Source organism: Salmonella sp. SAL4457, from assembly GCF_046548235.1.
Classification (GTDB): domain Bacteria; phylum Pseudomonadota; class Gammaproteobacteria; order Enterobacterales; family Enterobacteriaceae; genus Salmonella; species Salmonella enterica.
The window spans coordinates 214,544-235,791 of the sequence record NZ_JBGDZO010000003.1 but is presented as its reverse complement, the minus strand read 5'-3'; the positions used below and the strand labels follow the sequence as shown (position 1 = coordinate 235,791).

Genomic DNA, 21,248 nt, shown 5'->3' with positions numbered 1-21,248 from the left:
ACGTAAAACGTAACCTTAAATCATCCTTTGCGCTATTTTACGCGCCAATTCGCAAAGTGGCTTGATTTTTAACAGCGTACCGTGTTGAAAATGGATAAAAAACCGGCTATTTCGGGTTGCCGTTGGGTAAATAATTTCACAATGTCTTCTACCGCTTTGCCTCCGCCAAATTTATGCCAGGCGAGGCTTAACGGTGAGGGGGAACGCATCGTCGGAATGGTACAGCTCACCAGTTCGTTTTTGTCGATCAGCGTTTGACAAAGCGGCTGCGGGACAAAACCGATACCGACGCCTGCCAGATGAGCGGCGATTTTGGTTTCCATATCAGGCACGATAATTTCCTTCTGCCCCGGAAGGCGCCAGGCTACCCGCTTGGTCAGCGTACGCGCGCTGTCTTCGATATTAATTGCCGGGAAACGGCGCAACTGCGCTTCTGTTAGAGGCCCGCTGACGTGAGCTAAAGGATGATCCGCGGACATCACAAAACGCCATTGTACGGAACCTAAAGGGTCGAGCATAAAGGTATTAGCCAACGGCTCGGTGCCAGTTACGCCAATCGCCAGCGAAAAACCTTCATACAGGAGCGAATCCCAGACGCCCATATAAATTTGCCGGGAAAAGTGAAACTGAGTGAAAGGGTAACGCGCATTAAGCCACGATAAGAGACTGGCGACCGCTTGCGGGCTATAGAGCAGGTTATTAACCACAATATTGACCTGACGCTCTACGCCGTCGTTAACCTGGCGTAGCTCGTCAGGCATGCTGTCCAGCCACGCAAGCCAGTCTTTTGCCTGAGAGAGAAGGTGAGAGCCCGCCGCCGTCAACGAGACGCTTCGCGTTGTGCGAAAGAACAGCCCTACGCCGGTATTTTCCTCCAGCAGTTTGATGCGGTAGCTAATGGTTGCCGTGGTTTTACACAGGCGCTCCGCCGCTTTGGAGAAACTCCCCGTTTCGGCAACGCTGATAAAGGTACGCAGTGTTTCCGGGTCAAACATCGTCAGACGCCTCCTTACGATCCTGATAAAACCAGAATTGTTTTCCTATGATTTTTAAGTAGTTTTACATAATAGCCATGTTTGATTTGTGGTCTAAATCTACTTTTGGAAAAATATTCCAACTTTTATGTTGATGTTAAATCCCGAAGGTTTTAGATTGCATGGTATTGAAACCGGACAGAGTCCAAACCGCGGTTAAACGGAATCGAGCTACAAGGGAAAAATAATGAAACTTGAGGTATTACCGTTAGATCAGAAGACGTTCAGCGCTTATGGCGATGTTATTGAGACGCAGGAACGTGACTTTTTTCATATAAACAACGGGTTAGTTGAGCGATATCACGACCTGGCGAAGGTTGAAGTTCTGGAGCAGGATCGCACGCTGATCAGTATTAACAGGGCGCAACCGGCCGCGATGCCTATTGTGGTACATGAACTGGAACGTCATCCTTTAGGTACGCAGGCGTTTGTGCCGATGAACGGCGAGGCTTTTGTCGTTATTGTCGCGCTCGGCGATGATAAACCCGATCTCTCCACGCTGCGGGCGTTTATTAGCAATGGACGGCAGGGCGTCAATTATCACCGTAATGTATGGCATCACCCGCTGTTTGCATGGCAGACGGTTACCGATTTTCTGACGGTGGATCGCGGTGGCAGCGATAACTGTGATGTTGAAAGTATCCCGACACATGAACTCTGTTTTGCGTGACGCTATTGGCCTTCTTGCATAAGATGAACATATTGTTCATTGTTTATGCTCATATTTTGGGCCGGAGTTAACGTAAATATGACGGAAGTAAGACGACGCGGCAGGCCAGGACAGGCAGAGCCGACTGCGCAGAAAGGCGCTCAGGCGCTGGAGAGGGGCATAGCGATATTGCAATATCTCGAAAGAAGCGGCGGCAGTTCATCAGTTAGCGATATTTCCGGCAGCCTGGATTTACCGCTTTCTACGACGTTTCGCCTGTTAAAGGTACTGCAAGCGGCTGATTTTGTGTACCAGGATAGCCAGCTTGGCTGGTGGCATATTGGTTTAGGCGTATTTAATGTGGGCTCTGCGTATATTCATAATCGCGATGTCCTCTCGGTGGCCGGGCCCTTTATGCACCGACTTATGCTGCTTTCTGGCGAGACGGTCAACGTAGCGATTCGCAACGGTAATGAAGCGGTGTTAATCGGTCAAAAGGAGTGCAAATCGATGGTCAGAATGTGCGCGCCCTTAGGGAGTCGTCTGCCGTTACATGCTTCCGGCGCCGGAAAAGCGCTGCTTTACCCGCTCACCGAAGAAGAGCTGGTGGGGATCGTCGTCAATACCGGTTTGCGGCGGTTTACGCCGACCACTCTGGTGGATTTACCTATCCTGCTTAAAAATCTGGAGCAGGCGCGTGAACAGGGCTACACCGTCGACCAGGAAGAACATGTTGTCGGGCTGAATTGTATCGCCTCCGCTATCTATGACGATGCGGGCAGCGTGGTCGCCGCTATCTCAATATCGGGACCGGCTTCCCGGCTGACGGAAGATCGCTTTATCAGCCAGGGGGAACTGGTACGGGATACCGCGAAAGACATCAGTACGGCGCTTGGGCTAAAACCCCCTGTAGCCTGAGCCGCATCCCGCTCGCTGGAGCGGGACTTTTTTAAAATTTTTAAAAGTTGGAAACTTTTTCCAATAAAAAGAGGTAGCAATAAAATGGCAAAAATGAGAGCCGTGGATGCGGCAATGTATGTGCTGGAAAAAGAAGGTATCACCACAGCATTCGGCGTTCCTGGGGCTGCAATCAACCCCTTCTATTCTGCAATGCGTAAGCATGGAGGCATTCGCCATATACTGGCGCGTCATGTGGAAGGCGCTTCACATATGGCTGAGGGCTACACACGTGCGGCGGCAGGTAATATTGGGGTTTGCCTGGGCACTTCCGGCCCGGCGGGAACCGACATGATCACCGCGCTCTATTCCGCTTCTGCCGACTCTATCCCGATTTTATGCATTACTGGTCAGGCGCCACGAGCGCGTCTGCACAAGGAAGATTTCCAGGCAGTCGATATTGAAGCGATTGCAAAACCAGTCAGCAAGATGGCAGTGACGGTTCGTGAGGCGGCGCTGGTGCCGCGCGTATTACAGCAGGCTTTTCATCTGATGCGCTCAGGCCGCCCAGGTCCTGTGCTGGTTGATTTACCGTTTGATGTCCAGGTTGCGGAAATCGAATTCGATCCGGATATGTATGAGCCGCTGCCGGTATATAAGCCAGCCGCCAGCCGCGTACAGATTGAAAAGGCGCTGGAGATGCTGATTCAGTCCGAGCGTCCGGTAATTGTCGCGGGCGGCGGGGTTATTAACGCCGACGCCGCGCCACTGCTGCAGCAGTTTGCCGAACTGACCAATGTACCGGTGATCCCTACCCTGATGGGCTGGGGCTGTATCCCGGACGATCACCCCCTAATGGCGGGGATGGTCGGCCTGCAAACGGCGCACCGCTACGGCAACGCCACTCTGCTGGCATCCGATATGGTTTTTGGCATCGGTAACCGTTTCGCCAACCGTCATACGGGGTCCGTTGAGAAATATACTCAGGGTCGAAAAATCATCCATATCGATATTGAACCGACGCAAATTGGCCGCGTGTTGTGCCCGGATCTGGGCATCGTTTCTGACGCCAAAGCGGCGCTAACGTTGCTGATCGATGTCGCGCAGGAGATGCAAAAAGCGGGGCGTTTGCCATGCCGGAAGACCTGGGTGGACGAATGCCAGCAGCGTAAACGGACTTTGCTGCGTAAAACCCACTTTGACAACGTGCCAGTGAAGCCGCAGCGCGTCTATGAAGAGATGAACAAAGCCTTTGGTCGCGATGTGTGCTATGTCACCACCATTGGATTGTCGCAAATCGCGGCAGCGCAGATGCTGCATGTGTTTAAAGACAGACACTGGATCAACTGCGGCCAGGCGGGGCCTCTTGGCTGGACAATCCCGGCGGCATTAGGGGTATGTGCTGCCGATCCGCAACGCAATGTGGTGGCGATTTCCGGCGATTTCGACTTCCAGTTCCTGATTGAAGAGTTAGCCGTCGGCGCGCAGTTTAACATTCCGTATATCCATGTGCTGGTTAACAACGCTTATCTTGGTCTGATTCGCCAGTCGCAACGCGCATTTGACATGGACTACTGCGTACAGCTCGCCTTTGAAAATATCAACTCCAGCGAAGTGAATGGCTATGGCGTTGACCATGTAAAAGTGGCGGAAGGGTTAGGCTGTAAAGCAATTCGTGTCTTTAAACCGGAAGATATTGCGCCTGCATTTGAACAAGCCAAAGCGCTAATGGCGCAATATCGCGTTCCGGTGGTGGTGGAAGTCATTCTGGAACGCGTAACCAATATTTCCATGGGCAGCGAACTGGATAACGTAACCGAGTTTGAAGAGGTTGCGGATAGTGCGAAAGATGCGCCAACAGAAACCTGTTTTATGAAATATGAGTAAGGGAGGTAATCGATGTTACGTTTCTCTGCCAATCTTTCTATGCTGTTTACGGAATATGATTTCCTGGAACGCTTTGATAAAGCGGCGTTGTCGGGATTTCGCGGCGTGGAATTCATGTTTCCCTACGATAACGACATCGAAGTGTTAAAACGTAAGCTCAGGGATAATAATCTGGAACATACGTTACATAATTTACCGGCTGGCGACTGGGCGGCTGGCGAACGTGGAATTGCCTGTATTCCTGGGCGCGAAGAAGAATTTCGCGATGGCGTAGCGGCCGCAATCCGTTATGCACGTGCGTTAGGCAATAAGAAAATAAATTGTCTGGTGGGTAAAACGCCGTCAGGATTCTCCGCAACGGAGATCCACGACACGTTGGTCGAAAACCTGCGCTATGCGGCAAATATGCTGGCGAAAGAAGACATTTTATTACTTATCGAACCTATTAATCACTTTGATATGCCGGGGTTCCATCTCACCGGCACTCAACAGGCGTTAGCATTAATTAAGGATATCGGCAGCGATAATATCAAAATTCAGTATGATATTTATCACATGCAACGCATGGAAGGGGAATTAACGCAAACCATGACGGCATGGGCCGATAAAATAGGCCATTTACAGATTGCTGATAACCCGCGTCGCGGCGAGCCGGGGACCGGGGAAATTAATTATGACTTTATTTTTAATGCCATTAAACAGTCTGGTTATGATGGCTGGGTTGGCTGTGAATATAAACCACTGACTACCACGGAAGCGGGATTATCGTGGATTAATCAGTACCGTTAAAACGCAGAATAATTCGGGCAGCGCTTTTTTTTCCACTGTGTTGGAAGGGGATTGTGTTGCCTGAATCTGGAAACACCGAAAGCAATAAAAGAGGTTGTATATGAAACTGGGATTTATTGGCCTGGGAATTATGGGCTCGCCAATGGCTATCAATTTGGCACGCGCCGGTCATCAATTACACGTTACGACTATTGGTCCGGTCGCGGACGAACTGCTCTCGCTGGGGGCGGTAAATGTTGAGACTGCACGTCAGGTAACTGAATTTGCAGACATTATCTTCATAATGGTGCCGGATACGCCGCAGGTTGAAGAGGTGTTATTTGGCGAACACGGTTGCGCCAAAACATCGCTTCAGGGAAAAACCATCGTCGATATGAGTTCTATTTCTCCTATCGAAACCAAACGTTTTGCCCAGCGCGTTAATGAAATGGGCGCTGATTACCTGGATGCCCCGGTTTCCGGGGGAGAAATCGGGGCGCGTGAAGGCACTCTGTCGATTATGGTCGGCGGCGAGCAGAAAGTCTTTGACCGCGTTAAACCGCTCTTTGACATCCTAGGAAAAAATATCACCCTGGTGGGCGGCAATGGGGATGGGCAAACCTGTAAGGTGGCTAACCAAATTATTGTTGCGCTGAATATTGAAGCGGTTTCTGAAGCCTTAGTGTTTGCTTCAAAAGCAGGCGCCGATCCGGTACGCGTGCGCCAGGCGTTAATGGGCGGGTTCGCCTCTTCACGCATTCTGGAAGTTCACGGCGAGCGCATGATCAACCGGACGTTCGAGCCTGGTTTCAAAATCGCGCTTCATCAGAAAGACCTTAATCTTGCATTGCAAAGCGCAAAAGCGCTGGCGCTGAATTTACCGAATACGGCGACCTGCCAGGAATTATTCAATACCTGTGCGGCAAATGGCGGGAGCCAGCTTGATCATTCGGCAATGGTACAGGCGCTGGAATTAATGGCCAATCATAAATTGTCCTAATTATGTGTATCGCTGCGGCTGCAGCGATACCTGTTCACAAGGAACACTCTGTAAAGGTGAAGAACATGAGTGAAACTAAAAAATCCGGGATTGATTACTGGAAACAAATTGTTGTCGTAATGAGTCTGGGCTGGGTAGCGATTTGGATCTATCGCACCGTGCTTACGCCAATTTATCCAGAAATTCAGGCATCTTTAGACAATGTAAGTAATGCAGAAATAGGCGCCATTGCAAGTTTTTACTTTTTTGCTTACTGCAGTATGCAAATCCCTTGCGGAATATTGGTCGATAAATTCGGTCAAAAAATCATGCTGATGGCCGGATTTACGCTTTTTATTATTGGTACACTCTGTATCGCGAAAGCCAATGGCCTGGCCATGATCTATATAGGGTCGCTAATGGCAGGTGGCGGATGCGCTTCTTTCTTTAGCTCGGCTTATTCACTCTCTTCGGCAAACGTGCCGCAGGCCCGTCGGGCATTAGCCAACGCGATTATCAACAGCGGGTCGGCTATAGGGATGGGGATTGGCTTAATCGGTTCCAGCGTATTAGTAAAAAACATGAGCATGGCCTGGCAAAATGTACTGTATATCGTGGCCGCGATATTAGTAATCATGCTGTGCGTCTTTACGCTGATCATTCGCGGTAAAGCCAAAAGCGACTCTGCGCAAGCGGAAAAGCAAACCCAAACCGTTACGGAAGATGAGAAACGTGCGCCTTTATTCTCTGGTTTATTGTGTAGCGTTTACTTCCTCTATTTCTGTACCTGCTACGGTTATTATTTGATAGTGACCTGGCTGCCCTCTTATCTACAGACTGAAAGAGGATTTGATGGCGGAGCTATCGGGCTGGCATCAGCGCTGGTGGCGGTGGTTGGCGTACCGGGGGCGTTATTTTTTAGCCATCTGTCAGATAAATTCCGTAACAGTAAAGTTAAGGTTATTCTCGGTCTGGAAATTGTGGCGGCAGCAATGTTGGCGTTTACGGTTTTGTTCCCGAATACCACGATGCTGATGGTCAGCCTGACGCTATACGGCTTGCTGGGGAAAATGGCGGTAGACCCGATCCTGATCTCCTTTGTATCTGAACAGGCTTCGGCAAAAAGTCTGGGAAGAGCTTTCAGCCTTTTTAATTTCTTTGGCATGAGCTCGGCGGTTGTCGCCCCAACGTTGACCGGATTTATTTCGGATGTAACGGGGTCGAAGGAGATCAGTTTTGTGATTTCAGCATGTTTAGTGGTCACCGGAACGCTGATCTTTGCTGTCGTCACTTTATATAAAAAGAAAGCAACGCAACGTATTGCTTCAGCTTAAAAATAATTATATCTACTAATTCTTTATTTTATATTTATTTGTTCCTCATAGCTAAACCCATAACAACGTTATCCGATGCGTGAAAAGAGGGATTTATGGAACATCAAAGAGAGCTATACCAGCAGCGCGGTTATAGCGAAGACTTATTACCTAAAACAGAAACCCAACGAAACTGGAAGGCATTTAACTATTTCACCTTATGGATGGGATCTGTACATAACGTGCCAAATTACGTTATGGTCGGCGGTTTTTTTATACTGGGGCTATCAACATTTAATATCATGTTGGCCATTATTATCAGCGCATTATTTATTGCGGCGGCGATGGTAATGAATGGCGCGGCAGGCAGCAAATATGGCGTTCCTTTTGCTATGATATTGCGAGGTTCTTACGGTGTCCGCGGCGCGCTATTCCCTGGATTATTGCGAGGGGGAATCGCGGCAATTATGTGGTTCGGCTTACAGTGTTACGCGGGATCGCTGGCATTTCTTATTTTGATTGGGAAGATCTGGCCAGGATTTCTGACATTAGGCGGAGATTTCAAGCTGCTGGGTCTTTCACTGCCAGGACTAATTACTTTTCTAATTTTTTGGATTATTAACGTTGGCATCGGTTTTGGCGGTGGTAAAGTATTAAATAAATTTACCGCTATCCTCAATCCATGTATTTACATTGTCTTTGGCGGCATGGCTATTTGGGCAATATCGCTGGTCGGCATTGGCCCGATTCTGGACTATCTGCCTTCAGGCGTGCAAAAAGCAGAGCACAGCGGCTTTCTGTTCCTGGTGGTGATTAACGCCGTAGTCGCCGTCTGGGCTGCGCCAGCGGTAAGCGCGTCCGATTTCACGCAAAACGCGCATTCATTTCGCGCTCAGGCATTGGGACAAACACTGGGGCTTATCGTAGCGTATATATTATTCGCCGTAGCCAGCGTGTGCATTATTGCCGGAGCCAGTATTCATTATGGTATGGATACCTGGAACGTGCTGGATATTGTGCAGCGCTGGGACAGCCTGTTTGCTTCATTCTTTGCGGTGCTGGTGATTCTGATGACGACAATTTCAACCAACGCCACCGGTAATATTATACCTGCGGGGTATCAAATTGCGGCGCTTGCCCCGACAAAGCTTAACTATAAAAATGGCGTAATGATTGCCAGTATTATCAGTCTACTGATTTGCCCATGGAAATTAATGGAGAATCAGGACAGTATTTATCTGTTCCTCGATATTATCGGCGGTATGCTTGGCCCGGTAATCGGCGTAATGTTAGCTCATTATTTTGTGGTAATGCGTGGAAAAATTAATCTTGATGAGCTGTACACCGCCAGCGGTGATTACAAATATTATGATAATGGATTTAACCTGACTGCATTTTCAGTCACCCTGGTCGCAGTCATTCTGTCATTAGGCGGCAAGTTTATACCATTTATGGAGCCTTTATCCCGCGTGTCCTGGTTTGTAGGCGTAATAGTTGCGTTCGTTGCTTATGCGCTATTGAAGAAACGCACGGGTTTTGAAAATACAGGAGAGCAAAAACTCGTAGGTTAAATATTGAAAAAGCATTAAGCGTATTTAATGAAGTGTGCGCTATTTAAAAACTATCTGTATCCATACAAGGAGTTTGTTATGTCTTTTGATTTAATTATTAAGAACGGTACTGTCATCTTAGAAAACGAAGCGAGAGTTATCGATATCGCCGTCCAGGGCGGAAAAATCGCCGCGATTGGCGAGAACCTGGGGGAAGCGAAAAATGTGCTGGATGCGACGGGATTGATCGTTTCGCCGGGCATGGTTGACGCGCATACCCACATTTCTGAACCGGGCCGTACCCACTGGGAAGGCTATGAAACCGGTACGCGCGCGGCGGCGAAAGGCGGTATTACCACGATGATTGAGATGCCGCTCAATCAGCTGCCGGCGACGGTCGATCGTGAGACGATTGAACTCAAGTTTGACGCGGCAAAAGGTAAATTGACCATCGACGCCGCGCAGTTGGGCGGTTTGGTTTCTTATAACCTGGATCGGCTGCATGAGCTGGACGAAGTGGGCGTTGTCGGCTTCAAGTGCTTTGTCGCCACCTGCGGCGATCGTGGCATCGATAATGATTTTCGCGACGTTAATGACTGGCAGTTTTACAAAGGCGCGCAAAAACTGGGGGAAATGGACCAGACGGTACTGGTACATTGCGAAAATGCTCTGATTTGCGATGAGCTGGGCGAGGAAGCTAAACGCGAAGGTCGCGTAACGGCGCATGATTATGTCGCCTCACGTCCGGTATTTACTGAAGTGGAAGCCATTCGTCGCGTGCTGTATCTGGCGAAAGCGGCAGGTTGCCGTCTGCACGTTTGCCATATCAGCAGCCCGGAGGGGGTAGAGGAAGTAACGCGCGCGCGTCAGGAAGGTCAGGATGTCACCTGTGAATCGTGCCCGCACTATTTTGTCCTCGATACCGATCAGTTCGAAGAGATTGGCACCCTGGCAAAATGTTCTCCGCCAATTCGCGACCAGGAAAACCAGAAAGGGATGTGGGAAAAACTGTTTAACGGCGAAATCGACTGCCTGGTATCCGACCACTCTCCATGCCCTCCGGAAATGAAAGCAGGCAATATCATGCAAGCATGGGGTGGAATTGCCGGACTGCAAAACTGCATGGACGTCATGTTTGATGAAGCGGTGCAAAAACGCGGTATGTCGTTGCCGATGTTTGGCAAATTAATGGCGACCAACGCTGCCGATATTTTTGGTCTGAAACATAAAGGACGTATTGCCCCCGGCAAAGATGCTGACCTGGTCTTTATTCAGCCTGACAGCAGCTATGTTCTGAAAAATGAAGATCTGGAATATCGCCATAAAGTCAGTCCGTATGTTGGCCGTACTATTGGCGCGCGTATTACCAAAACGATTTTGCGCGGCGATGTTATTTATGACATCGAGCATGGCTTCCCTGTGCCGCCAAAAGGTCAGTTTATCCTTAAACATCAGCAGTAATCCGGTGTGATTTAATGCCCGTCGTCACGACGGGCATTCTCTATTTTAAGGTGTGGATATGTTCCCTGTTATTAACCGCGAAAGTGTATTGTCCGGCTTTCAGTGGTTTTTCTTTATTTTCTGTAACACGGTTGTGGTTCCCCCTACCTTGCTGTCCGCTTTTCATCTTCCCGCTGATAACCTGTTAATGCTCACACAATACGCTTTTTTGACCACCGCGTTGGCCTGCCTGGTTCAGGCATTTTGCGGCCATCGCCGGGCCATTATGGAAGGGCCGACAGGGCTGTGGTGGGGCGCTATTCTTACGATTACGCTTGGCGAGGCGTCTCGCGGCACGCCGCTGAACGATATCGCCTCCAGCCTGTCGGTCGGGATCGCGATCTCCGCAATGGTGACGATATTTATCGGCATTAGCGGCTTAGGACACCGTCTGGCTCGCCTGTTTACTCCGGCGGTAATGGTTTTTTTCATGCTGCTTTTGGGCGCGCAGCTGACCTCAATATTTTTTAAAGGCATGCTGGGGCTGCCTTTTGGCATTGCCGATACCAGCGCCAGAATCAAATTGGCCCCCTTTGGGCTGGCGGTCGCGGTGATGTGTTTTATCCTCGCGATGATTATTTTCCTGCAGCAGCGTATCTCCCGTTACGCGTTACTGGTAGGGACCGTGGTCGGGTGGGGGCTATGGCGGTTATGCTTTCCTTCATCACACTTACCGCCGGGTGAATTAAGCTGGCGATGGTTTCCGCTGGGCAGCCACGGCACGCTGATGCCGGGTATTATTGTGACGGCGGTGATGACGGGGTTAGTCAACATCAGCAACACTTACGGCGCCATCCGCGGTACCGATATCTTTTATCTGCATCAAGGGTCGGGCAGTTCTCGTTATCGCCGAAGCTTTATGATTTCCGGACTGATGACGTTAGTGACGGTGCCTTTTGCGGTCGTGCCTTTTTCGCCTTTTGTATCTTCCATTGGTTTATTAACGCAAACCGGCGACAGTTCTCGCAAATCCTTTATCTGCGGTAGCGCGCTGTGTCTGCTGGTTGCCATTATAACGCCGTTAACCCGCTTATTTTGCGCTATTCCACTGGCGATCAGCAGCGCCGTTATGCTGGTCTCTTATTTACCTTTACTTTATTCCGGTTTGGTTTTTAGCCAGCAAATTACGTTTACCGCGCGGAATATTTATCGCCTGGCATTACCGCTTTTTGTCGGCATTTTTTTGATGGGGCTTCCTCCGGTCTATTTACAGGATCTTCCACTGATGATTCGTCCTCTGCTTAGTAACGGATTACTGGTGGGAATCTTACTGGCAGTACTTATGGAAAATCTTATTCCGTGGGAACGCATTAAATAACGTGAGAAAACAAGGAGACATGATGAAGATTGTAATTGCGCCAGATTCATTTAAAGAGAGCTTAAGCGCTGATAAATGCTGTCAGGCTATTAAAGCGGGATTTTCAACCGTATTTCCTGATGCGCGCTATGTTTGTTTACCGATCGCCGATGGTGGAGAAGGAACCGTGGACGCGATGGTGGCAGCGACCGGCGGGAAACGGGTTTCTGTGGACGTTAGCGGGCCGATGGGGGAAAAAGTAAACGGATTTTATGGCCTGACCGGCGACGGCAAAACGGCGATTATTGAAATGGCGGCGGCGAGCGGATTGATGCTGGTGGCGCCCGAGGCGCGTAATCCGCTGCTGGCATCCAGTTTCGGCACCGGCGAATTGATTCGTCACGCCCTGGACGCGGGGATTCGCCATATTATTCTGGGTATCGGCGGCAGCGCCACGGTGGATGGCGGAATGGGAGTAGCGCAGGCGCTCGGTGTGCGTTTTCTGGACGCGCAGGGAACGCCGCTTGGCGCCGGAGGGGGCAATTTATCGCGCCTGGCGAGCATTGACCTGCAGGGGTGCGATCCGCGAATTTCAGAGTGTCGTATTGAGGTCGCCTGTGATGTTGATAACCCGTTGGTGGGGCCACGCGGCGCGGCGGCGGTATTCGGTCCGCAGAAAGGGGCGACGCCTGAAATGGTTGAGACGCTGGAAAATGGATTACGTAATTATGCCCGTGTTTTACATGCCCTGACCGGACGCGACATGTCTCAAATACCGGGCGGTGGAGCGGCCGGAGGAATGGGGATTGCTGCTATCGTCTTCCTGGAAGCGGAAATGAAGCCCGGTATTGAGATTGTTATGCAGGCGGTGAAGCTGGAGGAGGCGGTAAAAGAGGCCTCGCTGGTGATTACCGGAGAAGGGCGAATCGACTCGCAAACGGCGGGAGGAAAAGCGCCGATAGGCGTTGCGTCAGTGGCGAAACGGCATCACGTCCCGGTTATCGGCATTGCCGGCGTACTGGGCGACGGCGTGGAAGTGGTCCATCGCCACGGTATTGATGCCGTATTCAGTATTTTGCCGCGGCTGGCGCCTTTGCCGGAAGTTCTGGCGAACGGTGAACAAAATCTCTACCACAGCGCCTGTAATATTGCCCGCGTCATCAAACTTGGCCAGGATATCGGGACTCGTTAAGCATAAAAAAAGCCACGGTTCTCACCGTGGCAAAATCCAACATAGCTAAATTAAAAATAATCAGGAGGGCTGCCCGCCGTTAAATCATAACGTCGCGGTTACAGTCTTTGGAGTAGATGTAGCTGAATGCTTCGCCACGACCTACACCGTATCCGGCCTGCAGGGAATAAGCGCCCATGAAGATGTAGTCGCCTTTTTTCACCGGCACCCAGTTGTTGTCGAGGTTATAAACTCCCTGGCCGGAAAGGATATAAGCGCCATGTTCCTGGACGTGGGTTTCAATATAGCCGTGGCTGGCGCCCGGTTCGAACGACAGAATATGCATATTCATATCGAAGCCCAGCTCTTTAGGCAGGAAATCCAGCAGAATAACATCTTCCATGCCTTCATAATGAATACGCTCCAGCTGGCTGGCATTGCCGGAAACCAACCACGGGGCATGCCCCTCGACAGGAGTATAGCGGCGTTTATATAAAAATAGCTGGCTGTCTTCCGTTTGAGCGTTGCTAAAGGTCATCATCTCGCCCGGTGGACAATAGAGGTATCCGCCCTGGGTTAAAGAGAATGTTTTTCCTTCTGCTTTAGCTTCAATATTTCCCGCAATGACATAGAGAAAAGTTTCAATCCCCTCGCCGCCAAAGCCCTGCTGGTTGCCGCCATTCTGATGTAAGGTGACCAGATAATCGACGAAAGAAGCACCCAGCTTCGGCGTCGAAAGGATGGTGACGTCACAGTTTTCAAAGCCGGGAATAATATTTTTCACCAGACCGTCCGGCGTTAAGAGCGCATAGTTACCGTGTTTCACAATGGCGCGGTTCGCCAGTAAATCATCGCGGTAACCCGTGACGTTATTCAGATATCCCATTGATGGCTCCTTATTTTTGCCAGGCAAGTTGATGCAGCATTAATGCCAGAGTTTTGACCCCTTCAGCAAGGTCATTAATGTTGGTACGTTCCGCCGGGTTATGGCTGATACCATTAATGCTGGGGACGAAAATCATACAGGTAGGGACGCGCGGCGCGAAAATTTGCGCGTCATGACCTGCGCCGCTATGCATTATGCGATAGTTCAGTTGTTCGGTTTCACACAGCCTGGTGAGGGCCGCGACCAGTTCGGCGTTCATCGGCACCGGCGCTTCGTCCATCCACAAATCGATATCGATGCTGATATCCATTTCATCGCAGATGGCGCGCATATCGTTTTCCAACTGTTCGGTAAATTCACGAAGTACGGCGGCGTCCGTATGCCGGCAATCGATTGTAAATGTGGTTTTTCCAGGGACTACATTGACCGTATTCGGCTGCGGCTCAACTTTGCCGAACGTTAATACCAGGGGATCGCCATGCTGTTTGGCTTTTTCAATGGACTGACTGCAAATACGACTGAAGGCGTGCACCGTATCGCGACGATAGCCCATTGGCGTTGTGCCTGCATGGTTGGACTCGCCGTTGAGCGTCACCGTGTAGCGACGTTGCCCGACGATGGCGTTGACGACGCCAATCGACTGTCCGTTGCTCTCCAGAACGCAGCCTTGCTCAATATGCAATTCAACAAAGGCGCGGATATCGGTTCGCGCAGCGAGCGGCGCGGCGGGAAGGGTAAATCCGCACGCCTGCATAGCGTCGACAAAGCCTGTGCCTTTGGCGTCCTGGATATGGCGTACCTCTTCAGGATTCGCCAGGCCAAAAATGTTCTTGCTGCCCCAAAAAACGTAAGGGAAACGGCTGCCTTCTTCCTCTGCCATTGACACTACCTCGACGGTGCGCAGCGGCGCGCCGTAGGTCGCTTTTAGCCAGTCGAGCGCCAGCCAGGCGGCAAGCGCGCCAAATTGCCCGTCCAGATTGCCGCCGTTGACGACCGTATCAATATGCGAACCGCTTAAAATCACCTGCTCCGGAAATTGTGTGCCGCAAAGGCGGCCATATAAATTTCCGACGTCATCAAAGCGTGTTTCCAGACCGCTTTCTGCCATTCGCTTTTTAAACTGCTGCTGTGTTTCCAGCCACTCAGGCGAATAAAGTAAACGCGTCATTCCACCCGTTGGATCGGCTCCAATGGAAGAGAGCCAGGGCAATGTTTCTTCTATCGCGTGGCGAAAATGCTTTATCATAGAAAATTCCTGTTTCAATAATTATTGGGCAAAGGGATTTTTTGTTTCGTATGACTTGAGATAGAGGGCATCGGAAATCAGATATTGATAAATATCATCAACAATATCGATACCATTCATATCGGCATTTTTCTGTTTAATATCCTGATCCTGTCCAGGATAATAAACCTGTTTAAAACCGGGAGCGGGCTTCACGGAATTGAGTTCCTGCATAGTCTGACTAATATGTTTGCGGAATAATTCACAGGAAGAAAAGAACGCCGGATTAATGACCAGATGAAGTTGTCCTAAATTGCGTCCGGCGTGTAAATCTTCATACATCGAACTGACCTGGCGGCCAAACGGCAGCCCCAGCAGAATGCCGGACAAAATATCGATCATCATCATCAGGCCGTAACCTTTCGGGCCTGCGGCGGGTAATAACGCATTGACGGCAAAAGGATCATGTGTCGGCGCGCCGTTTTTATCGACGGCCCAACTCTCCGGAATGGACTCATTGCGAGACCGTGCATCGAGGACTTTTCCCCAGGCCTGCACGGTGGTGGCCATATCAAAGGTAATGATGTCATCGCCTTCGCCCGGCGCGGCAAAGGCCAGCGGATTAGTGCCATAGTAAATATCCGCCCCGCCAAACGGCACGACCATAGGATCGGACTGACAGATAGACAGACCGATCAGGCTTTCGCGAGCAGCCTGGCGGACGAAATAAGAGATGGCGCCGCTATGGCCCATTCTGCTAATGCCGACAACCGCGACGCCATTTTTTTTGGCTATTTCAATAGCATGCTCCATTCCCATTTTGGCTGCGACCTGTCCGGCAGCATTATCGGCATGCAGTATCGCCGTACAGGGACCGGTATTCTCAATGCGGAACGTAGGCTCCCGGTTGGTGCCGCCTTTTGAAATTCGTTCGGCATAATATTCAACACGTACGGCGCCATGTGAGTGAATACCTCTGGCATCTGCATAAACCAGTACGTCGGCGACGATGGCGGCGTGCTCACGTTTTAGTCCGGCTTTATAAAGCTTATTTTCGATAAGCTGATGGAGTGTTTCCCGACTGATTTTCATCTGTCTTCCTTTTTAACGACGGTGTGAAGCATGACTGCGATTAACATACCGGGAAAATAAAATGATTATGTGATCCAGACAGGCAAAAAAATATAATTAGAATTTATTTGATAATCAGGCGGGTTTTATCTTTTTGCTTAAATAAAAAGCTTTTTTAGAAAATCATAACTAATCCTTTAGCCGTTGTTTGAATTCTTTTGTTAATAAATTTGATGTGACGTTAATCACTCTATTTACCCTCCCGGATATATACCGTGAAGCGCACATTAACACTGCTCGTGCAATTGCAATGGGTGCAATTATTAAGGAGTTGTTATGATCCACGCCTTTATTAAAAAAGGGTGTTTTCAGGACTCTGTCAGCTTAATGATTATTTCTCGAAAGCTGAGTGAGTCCGAAAATGTTGATGATGTATCGGTAATGATGGGAACGCCTGCGAATAAGTCGCTGCTGGAAACTACCGGTTTCTGGCATGACGATTTTCATGGCGCTACGCCCAATGACATTTGTGTGGCGATTCGTACCGAAGCGGTAGATGACGGCATTACGCAAGTGATTGTGCAACAGCTCGAAGAAGCATTGCAGCAGTTGGCGCAGGGAAGCAGCGGCAGCCAGTCGTTAATCCAGGTCAGACGCTGGGAAAGCGCCTGTCAGAAACTGCCAGAGGCGAATCTGGCGCTGGTATCGGTGGCCGGCGAATATGCGGCGGAACTGGCGGAGCAGGCGCTGGATCGTTCGTTGAACGTGATGATCTTCTCCGATAATGTCACGCTGGACGATGAAATCAGACTAAAACGCCGGGCGCGTGATAAAGGACTGCTGGTCATGGGGCCGGATTGCGGCACCGCTATGATCGCCAATACGCCGCTGGCTTTCGCTAACGTCATGCCAGAGGGCAACATCGGGGTGATTGGCGCTTCCGGCACCGGTATTCAGGAGCTCTGTTCACAGATTGCGCTGGCGGGGGAAGGGATTACCCATGCCATCGGGCTTGGCGGACGCGATTTGAGCGCCGAGGTCGGCGGGATCAGCGCGCTAACGGCACTGGAGATACTCAGCGCGGATGAAAAGAGCCAGGTGCTGGCCTTTGTCTCCAAACCGCCTGCCGATGCGGTTCGTCAGCATATTATCGCGGCGATGAAAGCCACCGGGAAACCCGTTGTAGCGCTGTTCTTAGGGTTTTCCTCTCCCGTTGCGCGTGAGGGAAACGTCTGGTTTGCCTCGACGCTGGATGAAGCCGCCCGCCTGGCATGTTTATTGTCTCGCGTGACGTCGCAGCGTAAAGAAATGGTTTCAACAGGCGGCGTGATTCGTGGCCTCTATACCGGCGGAACGCTGGCGGCGGAAGCGGCGGGGCTGCTGGCCGGCTATCTGGGCGTCGCGGCGGATACGGAACATCACCATGGCATGATGCTTGACGCTGACGGCCACCAGATTATCGATCTGGGCGATGACTTTTATACCGTTGGGCGACCACATCCGATGATCGACCCGGCGTTACGTAATCAGCTTATCGCCGGGCTTGGCACGCAGCCGCAGGTACGCGTGTTATTAGTGGACGTCGTTATTGGTTTTGGCGCGACCGCCGATCCCGCCGCATCGCTGATTCAGGCCTGGCAGAAGGCATGTGCCGCATGCGCCAGCGATCAGCCGCTGTTCGCCATCGCAACCGTCACCGGAACGGAACGCGATCCTCAGTGCCGCTCGCAACAAATCGCCGCGCTCGAAGATGTCGGCATCACGGTAGTGGATTCTCTTCCCGAAGCCACTCTGTTGGCCGCGGAACTGATTCGACCCACTCTCTCTTCTACTCATCCATCAGCTCCCCGGTTACTGGAAGCGGTAGCGGTGATTAATGCCGGGTTACGTAGCTTTGCACTGGATTTACAGGCTGCCGGTATGCCCGTGGTGCACTACCAGTGGGCGCCTGTCGCTGGCGGTAATAAAAAACTGGCTCGTCTGTTAGAACGTTTGCAATAAGGGGTTCCCATGTTTACATCAGTGGCGCAAGCCAACGCTGCAGTCATCGAACAAATTCGTCGCGCACGTCCGCACTGGCTGGATGTGAAGCCAGCTTCTTCATTAATTAGCGTGCTCAATCAAGGGAAAACGCTTCTTCATGCCGGCCCGCCGATGCGCTGGCAAGAGATGACCGGCCCGATGAAAGGCGCCTGTATCGGCGCATGCCTGTTTGAAGGATGGGCCAAAGATGAAATGAGCGCGCTCGCGCTGTTAGAGCAGGGAAAGGTCAACTTTATTCCCTGCCATCACGTTAACGCCGTGGGGCCGATGGGCGGTATTACCTCAGCCAGTATGCCGATGCTGGTCGTGGAAAATATCACCGACGGCAATCGCGCGTACTGCAATCTCAACGAAGGGATCGGCAAAGTGATGCGTTTCGGCGCCTATGGCGAGGATGTTCAGCAACGTTTGCGCTGGATGCGTGATGTGCTGATGCCGGTATTAAGCGCGGCGCTGGGACGTCTGGAGCGGGGGCTCGACCTGACCGCAATGATGGCGCAGGGCATTACGATGGGAGATGAATTCCACCAGCGCAATATCGCCTCTTCCGCATTGCTGATGCGCACGTTGGCGCCGCATATCGCCCGTCTGGAACACGATAAGCAGCAGATAGCGGAAGTGATGGATTTTCTGAGCGTCACCGATCAATTCTTCCTTAATCTGGCGATGGCCTACTGTAAAGCCGCCATGGACGCGGGCGCGCAGATTCGCGCCGGCAGTATTGTGACGGCGATGACCCGTAATGGCGATATGTTTGGCATTCGGGTTAGCGGTCTGGGCGACCGTTGGTTCACCGCGCCTGTTAATACGCCGCAGGGGCTATTTTTTACCGGTTTTTCGCAGGATCAGGCCAACCCGGACATGGGCGACAGCGCCATTACTGAAACGTTTGGTATTGGCGGCGCTGCGATGATTGCCGCGCCTGGCGTAACGCGTTTTGTCGGTGCCGGGGGAATGGAAGCGGCGAAATCTGTTTCTGAAGAGATGGCTGAAATTTATCTCGAACGCAACATGCAGCTACAAATCCCCGGCTGGGATTTTCAGGGGGCCTGTCTGGGACTGGATATCCGCCGCGTGGTCGAGACCGGAATTACGCCGCTGATTAACACGGGTATTGCGCATAAAGAGGCGGGGATTGGACAGATTGGCGCGGGAACCGTCCGTGCGCCGCTGGCCTGTTTCGAGCAGGCGCTGGAAGCGCTGGCGGAAAGCATGGGCGTAAGTTAAGAGAGCGTCTCATGAAACGTATCCATCCTCTTATGGCAAGCCGACAATCGGCGGATTATCGGCAACCCTGGCAGATGTCAGGGGTATGGCGTCGCTCTATTAATTTTGTGGCGAAAAGCGGTGAGTTATTAACGCTTCACCGTCGGGGGAGCGGCTTCAGTCCGGGAGGGTGGATACTGCGCGGCGGCGATTTTGACGCCTTGCGCGATGTGCTCACCGATGGCGAAAAACCGCAGTCAACCGCTGCCGGTATTCAGATTGGCGAGTTTCTTTTATGCGAGCCGGAGAGGCGCTGTTCGCTGCGGGTTCCACGCTATCTTGCGTCGCCGCGTCTTAACGCGACGTACATGCAGCGTAGTGAGGAGACGGGACTGTTTGGGCCGTTAACCGTCGCCGCAGCTCAGCCTCTATGTCCGGAACTTCGCCAGTTTTGTCACTGCTTTCAGTCGGCGCTTGCAGGTGCTGCGACTGACTGGCGGCTATGGCTGGGTAAAGGGCCGGGCTTAACGCCCAGTCATGACGACACGCTGACAGGAATGTTGCTGGCGGCCTGGTATTTTGGCGCCATAGATGAACGCGCCGGGCGTAATTTTTTTGCCCAATCCGGCAGCCTTGATCGGGCGACGACGCTCGTGAGCGTTAGCTATTTACGCTATGCGGCTATGGGTTATTTCGCGTCGCCTTTACTCCACTTTATTCATGCGCTGCGACGAGATGTTCGCACAGAAACGGCGATTGACGGACTGCTGGCGCTGGGGCACACCTCTGGCGCGGATACGCTGCTGGGGTTCTGGCTTGGACAACAAATAGTAAAAGGATAGGGAATGAAAACGTTGGTAGTTGCTCTTGGCGGCAACGCATTATTGCAGCGCGGAGAAGCGCTAACGGCAGAGAATCAATATCGTAATATTGCCGACGCGGTGCCTGCGCTGGCGCGACTTGCCCGCTCGTATCGGCTGGCGATAGTACATGGCAACGGCCCCCAGGTCGGCCTGTTGGCTTTACAGAACCTTGCCTGGAAAGCCGTTGAGCCTTATCCGCTGGATGTGCTGGTAGCGGAGAGTCAGGGAATGATCGGCTATATGCTGGCGCAACGTCTGGCGCTTGAACCCGATATGCCGCCGGTGACTGCGGTATTAACGCGAATAAAGGTATCGGCGGACGATCCTGCTTTTCTTGAACCGGAAAAGTTTATCGGTCCCGTTTATTCGCCAGAAGAGCAAATGGCGCTGGAAGCGACTTATGGCTGGCATATGAAACGTGATGGAAAATATCTGCGCCGTGTCGTCGCTTCCCCGGCGCCGCGTCAGATTATCGAAAGCGCCGCTATTGAGTTATTGCTAAAAGAGGGCCATGTGGTGATTTGCAGCGGCGGTGGCGGGGTACCTGTTGCCGGCGAAGGCGAAGGGGTCGAGGCGGTGATAGATAAAGACCTGGCGGCGGCATTGCTGGCGGAGCAGATAGCGGCCGATGGTCTGATCATTTTGACGGATGCGGATGCGGTGTATGAACATTGGGGAACGCCGCAGCAGCGCGCTATTCGTCAGGCTTCGCCCGATGAGCTGGCGCCGTTTGCCAAAGCCGATGGCGCGATGGGACCGAAGGTGACCGCGGTAAGCGGGTATGTGAAGCGGTGCGGAAAGCCGGCATGGATTGGCGCGCTGTCGCGTATTGACGATACCCTGGCGGGCAGGGCGGGAACCTGCATCTGTCTGTGATCGCGACGGGCGGCAACAGAGAATGCGCCGCCC

At 51.6% G+C, this 21,248-nt stretch carries 18 protein-coding genes; 14 read left to right on the top strand and 4 right to left on the bottom strand.

Going from position 1 to position 21,248, the window contains the following annotated elements; genetic code table 11:
- Window positions 1-68: 68 nt before the first annotated feature.
- Window positions 69-995 (bottom strand): HTH-type transcriptional activator AllS, encoded by a 927-nt coding sequence (gene allS / locus ACLJNW_RS12270; RefSeq protein ID WP_134938889.1) that lies wholly within the window; start codon window positions 993-995, stop codon window positions 69-71.
- A 226-nt stretch (window positions 996-1,221) separates the two neighbouring features.
- Here allS and allA point away from each other — a divergent pair, with 226 nt between their 5' ends.
- The 10 genes from allA to glxK all read left to right on the top strand — a co-directional run bounded on the left by allA (window position 1,222) and on the right by glxK (window position 13,066).
- The gene (gene allA / locus ACLJNW_RS12265; RefSeq protein ID WP_000764659.1) at window positions 1,222-1,704 is read left to right on the top strand and encodes an ureidoglycolate lyase; all 483 of its coding nucleotides are present in this window, start codon (window positions 1,222-1,224) and stop codon (window positions 1,702-1,704) included.
- 78 nt (window positions 1,705-1,782) lie between these two features.
- On the top strand, window positions 1,783-2,601 hold the full coding sequence (gene allR, locus ACLJNW_RS12260; RefSeq protein WP_000141265.1) for an HTH-type transcriptional repressor AllR: 819 nt from the start codon (window positions 1,783-1,785) through the stop codon (window positions 2,599-2,601).
- A gap of 84 nt (window positions 2,602-2,685) precedes the next feature.
- Entirely contained in the window at window positions 2,686-4,467 is a 1,782-nt protein-coding gene (gene gcl / locus ACLJNW_RS12255; RefSeq protein ID WP_001096865.1) for a glyoxylate carboligase, read from the top strand.
- A gap of 12 nt (window positions 4,468-4,479) precedes the next feature.
- A complete protein-coding gene (gene gip / locus ACLJNW_RS12250; protein ID WP_023203769.1) occupies window positions 4,480-5,256 on the top strand; it encodes a hydroxypyruvate isomerase Gip in 777 nt (258 codons plus the stop codon).
- Between the two features lie 100 nt (window positions 5,257-5,356).
- Window positions 5,357-6,235: a 2-hydroxy-3-oxopropionate reductase gene (glxR, locus tag ACLJNW_RS12245; protein WP_000765815.1), complete on the top strand. Its 879-nt coding sequence runs from the start codon at window positions 5,357-5,359 to the stop codon at window positions 6,233-6,235.
- A 65-nt stretch (window positions 6,236-6,300) separates the two neighbouring features.
- Window positions 6,301-7,548: an MFS transporter gene (locus ACLJNW_RS12240; protein ID WP_024154514.1), complete on the top strand. Its 1,248-nt coding sequence runs from the start codon at window positions 6,301-6,303 to the stop codon at window positions 7,546-7,548.
- 95 nt (window positions 7,549-7,643) lie between these two features.
- Window positions 7,644-9,098, top strand: a complete 1,455-nt coding sequence (locus ACLJNW_RS12235) for an allantoin transporter (protein WP_017441717.1) — start codon at window positions 7,644-7,646, stop codon at window positions 9,096-9,098.
- 78 nt (window positions 9,099-9,176) lie between these two features.
- Entirely contained in the window at window positions 9,177-10,538 is a 1,362-nt protein-coding gene (gene allB, locus ACLJNW_RS12230; RefSeq protein ID WP_000006865.1) for an allantoinase AllB, read from the top strand.
- 58 nt (window positions 10,539-10,596) lie between these two features.
- Window positions 10,597-11,895, top strand: coding sequence for a uracil/xanthine transporter (locus ACLJNW_RS12225; protein WP_000484505.1), 1,299 nt, complete (start codon window positions 10,597-10,599; stop codon window positions 11,893-11,895).
- Window positions 11,896-11,917: 22 nt separating this feature from the next.
- Window positions 11,918-13,066 carry a glycerate 3-kinase gene (glxK, locus tag ACLJNW_RS12220; RefSeq protein ID WP_000706331.1) on the top strand — a complete coding sequence of 383 codons (1,149 nt, stop codon included), beginning with the start codon at window positions 11,918-11,920 and terminating at the stop codon, window positions 13,064-13,066.
- Between the two features lie 79 nt (window positions 13,067-13,145).
- Here the strand turns inward: glxK and allE are convergent, their stop codons facing one another.
- Genes allE through allD form a run of 3 tightly spaced genes read right to left on the bottom strand, consistent with a single transcriptional unit; the run spans window position 13,146 to window position 16,248 of the window.
- Window positions 13,146-13,931 carry a (S)-ureidoglycine aminohydrolase gene (gene allE, locus ACLJNW_RS12215; RefSeq protein WP_000540981.1) on the bottom strand — a complete coding sequence of 262 codons (786 nt, stop codon included), beginning with the start codon at window positions 13,929-13,931 and terminating at the stop codon, window positions 13,146-13,148.
- A 10-nt stretch (window positions 13,932-13,941) separates the two neighbouring features.
- A complete protein-coding gene (gene allC / locus ACLJNW_RS12210; protein ID WP_000589769.1) occupies window positions 13,942-15,177 on the bottom strand; it encodes an allantoate deiminase in 1,236 nt (411 codons plus the stop codon).
- Between the two features lie 21 nt (window positions 15,178-15,198).
- The gene (gene allD / locus ACLJNW_RS12205) at window positions 15,199-16,248 is read right to left on the bottom strand and encodes an ureidoglycolate dehydrogenase AllD (RefSeq protein ID WP_024154513.1); all 1,050 of its coding nucleotides are present in this window, start codon (window positions 16,246-16,248) and stop codon (window positions 15,199-15,201) included.
- A 315-nt stretch (window positions 16,249-16,563) separates the two neighbouring features.
- On the opposite strand from allD, the gene ACLJNW_RS12200 reads away from it, so the two are divergent.
- From ACLJNW_RS12200 to ACLJNW_RS12185, 4 genes are read left to right on the top strand one after another with little or no spacing between them, the layout of a single operon-like run.
- Window positions 16,564-18,228, top strand: coding sequence for an acyl-CoA synthetase FdrA (locus ACLJNW_RS12200; RefSeq protein WP_134938888.1), 1,665 nt, complete (start codon window positions 16,564-16,566; stop codon window positions 18,226-18,228).
- A 9-nt stretch (window positions 18,229-18,237) separates the two neighbouring features.
- A complete protein-coding gene (locus tag ACLJNW_RS12195; RefSeq protein WP_000495330.1) occupies window positions 18,238-19,497 on the top strand; it encodes a DUF1116 domain-containing protein in 1,260 nt (419 codons plus the stop codon).
- An 11-nt stretch (window positions 19,498-19,508) separates the two neighbouring features.
- Entirely contained in the window at window positions 19,509-20,318 is an 810-nt protein-coding gene (locus ACLJNW_RS12190; RefSeq protein ID WP_000821192.1) for a DUF2877 domain-containing protein, read from the top strand.
- A 3-nt stretch (window positions 20,319-20,321) separates the two neighbouring features.
- Window positions 20,322-21,215, top strand: coding sequence for a carbamate kinase (locus ACLJNW_RS12185; protein WP_000855337.1), 894 nt, complete (start codon window positions 20,322-20,324; stop codon window positions 21,213-21,215).
- Window positions 21,216-21,248 lie beyond the last annotated feature (33 nt).

Coding starts and splice junctions, on each gene's coding strand:
- allC (WP_000589769.1), bottom strand. CDS start 15,177: ATGATAAAGCATTTTCGCCACGCGATAGAAGAAACATTGCCCTGGCTC.
- allS (WP_134938889.1), bottom strand. CDS start 995: ATGTTTGACCCGGAAACACTGCGTACCTTTATCAGCGTTGCCGAAACG.
- gcl (WP_001096865.1), top strand. CDS start 2,686: ATGGCAAAAATGAGAGCCGTGGATGCGGCAATGTATGTGCTGGAAAAA.
- ACLJNW_RS12200 (WP_134938888.1), top strand. CDS start 16,564: ATGATCCACGCCTTTATTAAAAAAGGGTGTTTTCAGGACTCTGTCAGC.
- glxK (WP_000706331.1), top strand. CDS start 11,918: ATGAAGATTGTAATTGCGCCAGATTCATTTAAAGAGAGCTTAAGCGCT.
- ACLJNW_RS12185 (WP_000855337.1), top strand. CDS start 20,322: ATGAAAACGTTGGTAGTTGCTCTTGGCGGCAACGCATTATTGCAGCGC.
- allD (WP_024154513.1), bottom strand. CDS start 16,248: ATGAAAATCAGTCGGGAAACACTCCATCAGCTTATCGAAAATAAGCTT.
- allA (WP_000764659.1), top strand. CDS start 1,222: ATGAAACTTGAGGTATTACCGTTAGATCAGAAGACGTTCAGCGCTTAT.
- ACLJNW_RS12235 (WP_017441717.1), top strand. CDS start 7,644: ATGGAACATCAAAGAGAGCTATACCAGCAGCGCGGTTATAGCGAAGAC.
- ACLJNW_RS12195 (WP_000495330.1), top strand. CDS start 18,238: ATGTTTACATCAGTGGCGCAAGCCAACGCTGCAGTCATCGAACAAATT.
- gip (WP_023203769.1), top strand. CDS start 4,480: ATGTTACGTTTCTCTGCCAATCTTTCTATGCTGTTTACGGAATATGAT.
- allR (WP_000141265.1), top strand. CDS start 1,783: ATGACGGAAGTAAGACGACGCGGCAGGCCAGGACAGGCAGAGCCGACT.
- glxR (WP_000765815.1), top strand. CDS start 5,357: ATGAAACTGGGATTTATTGGCCTGGGAATTATGGGCTCGCCAATGGCT.
- allB (WP_000006865.1), top strand. CDS start 9,177: ATGTCTTTTGATTTAATTATTAAGAACGGTACTGTCATCTTAGAAAAC.
- allE (WP_000540981.1), bottom strand. CDS start 13,931: ATGGGATATCTGAATAACGTCACGGGTTACCGCGATGATTTACTGGCG.
- ACLJNW_RS12240 (WP_024154514.1), top strand. CDS start 6,301: ATGAGTGAAACTAAAAAATCCGGGATTGATTACTGGAAACAAATTGTT.
- ACLJNW_RS12225 (WP_000484505.1), top strand. CDS start 10,597: ATGTTCCCTGTTATTAACCGCGAAAGTGTATTGTCCGGCTTTCAGTGG.
- ACLJNW_RS12190 (WP_000821192.1), top strand. CDS start 19,509: ATGAAACGTATCCATCCTCTTATGGCAAGCCGACAATCGGCGGATTAT.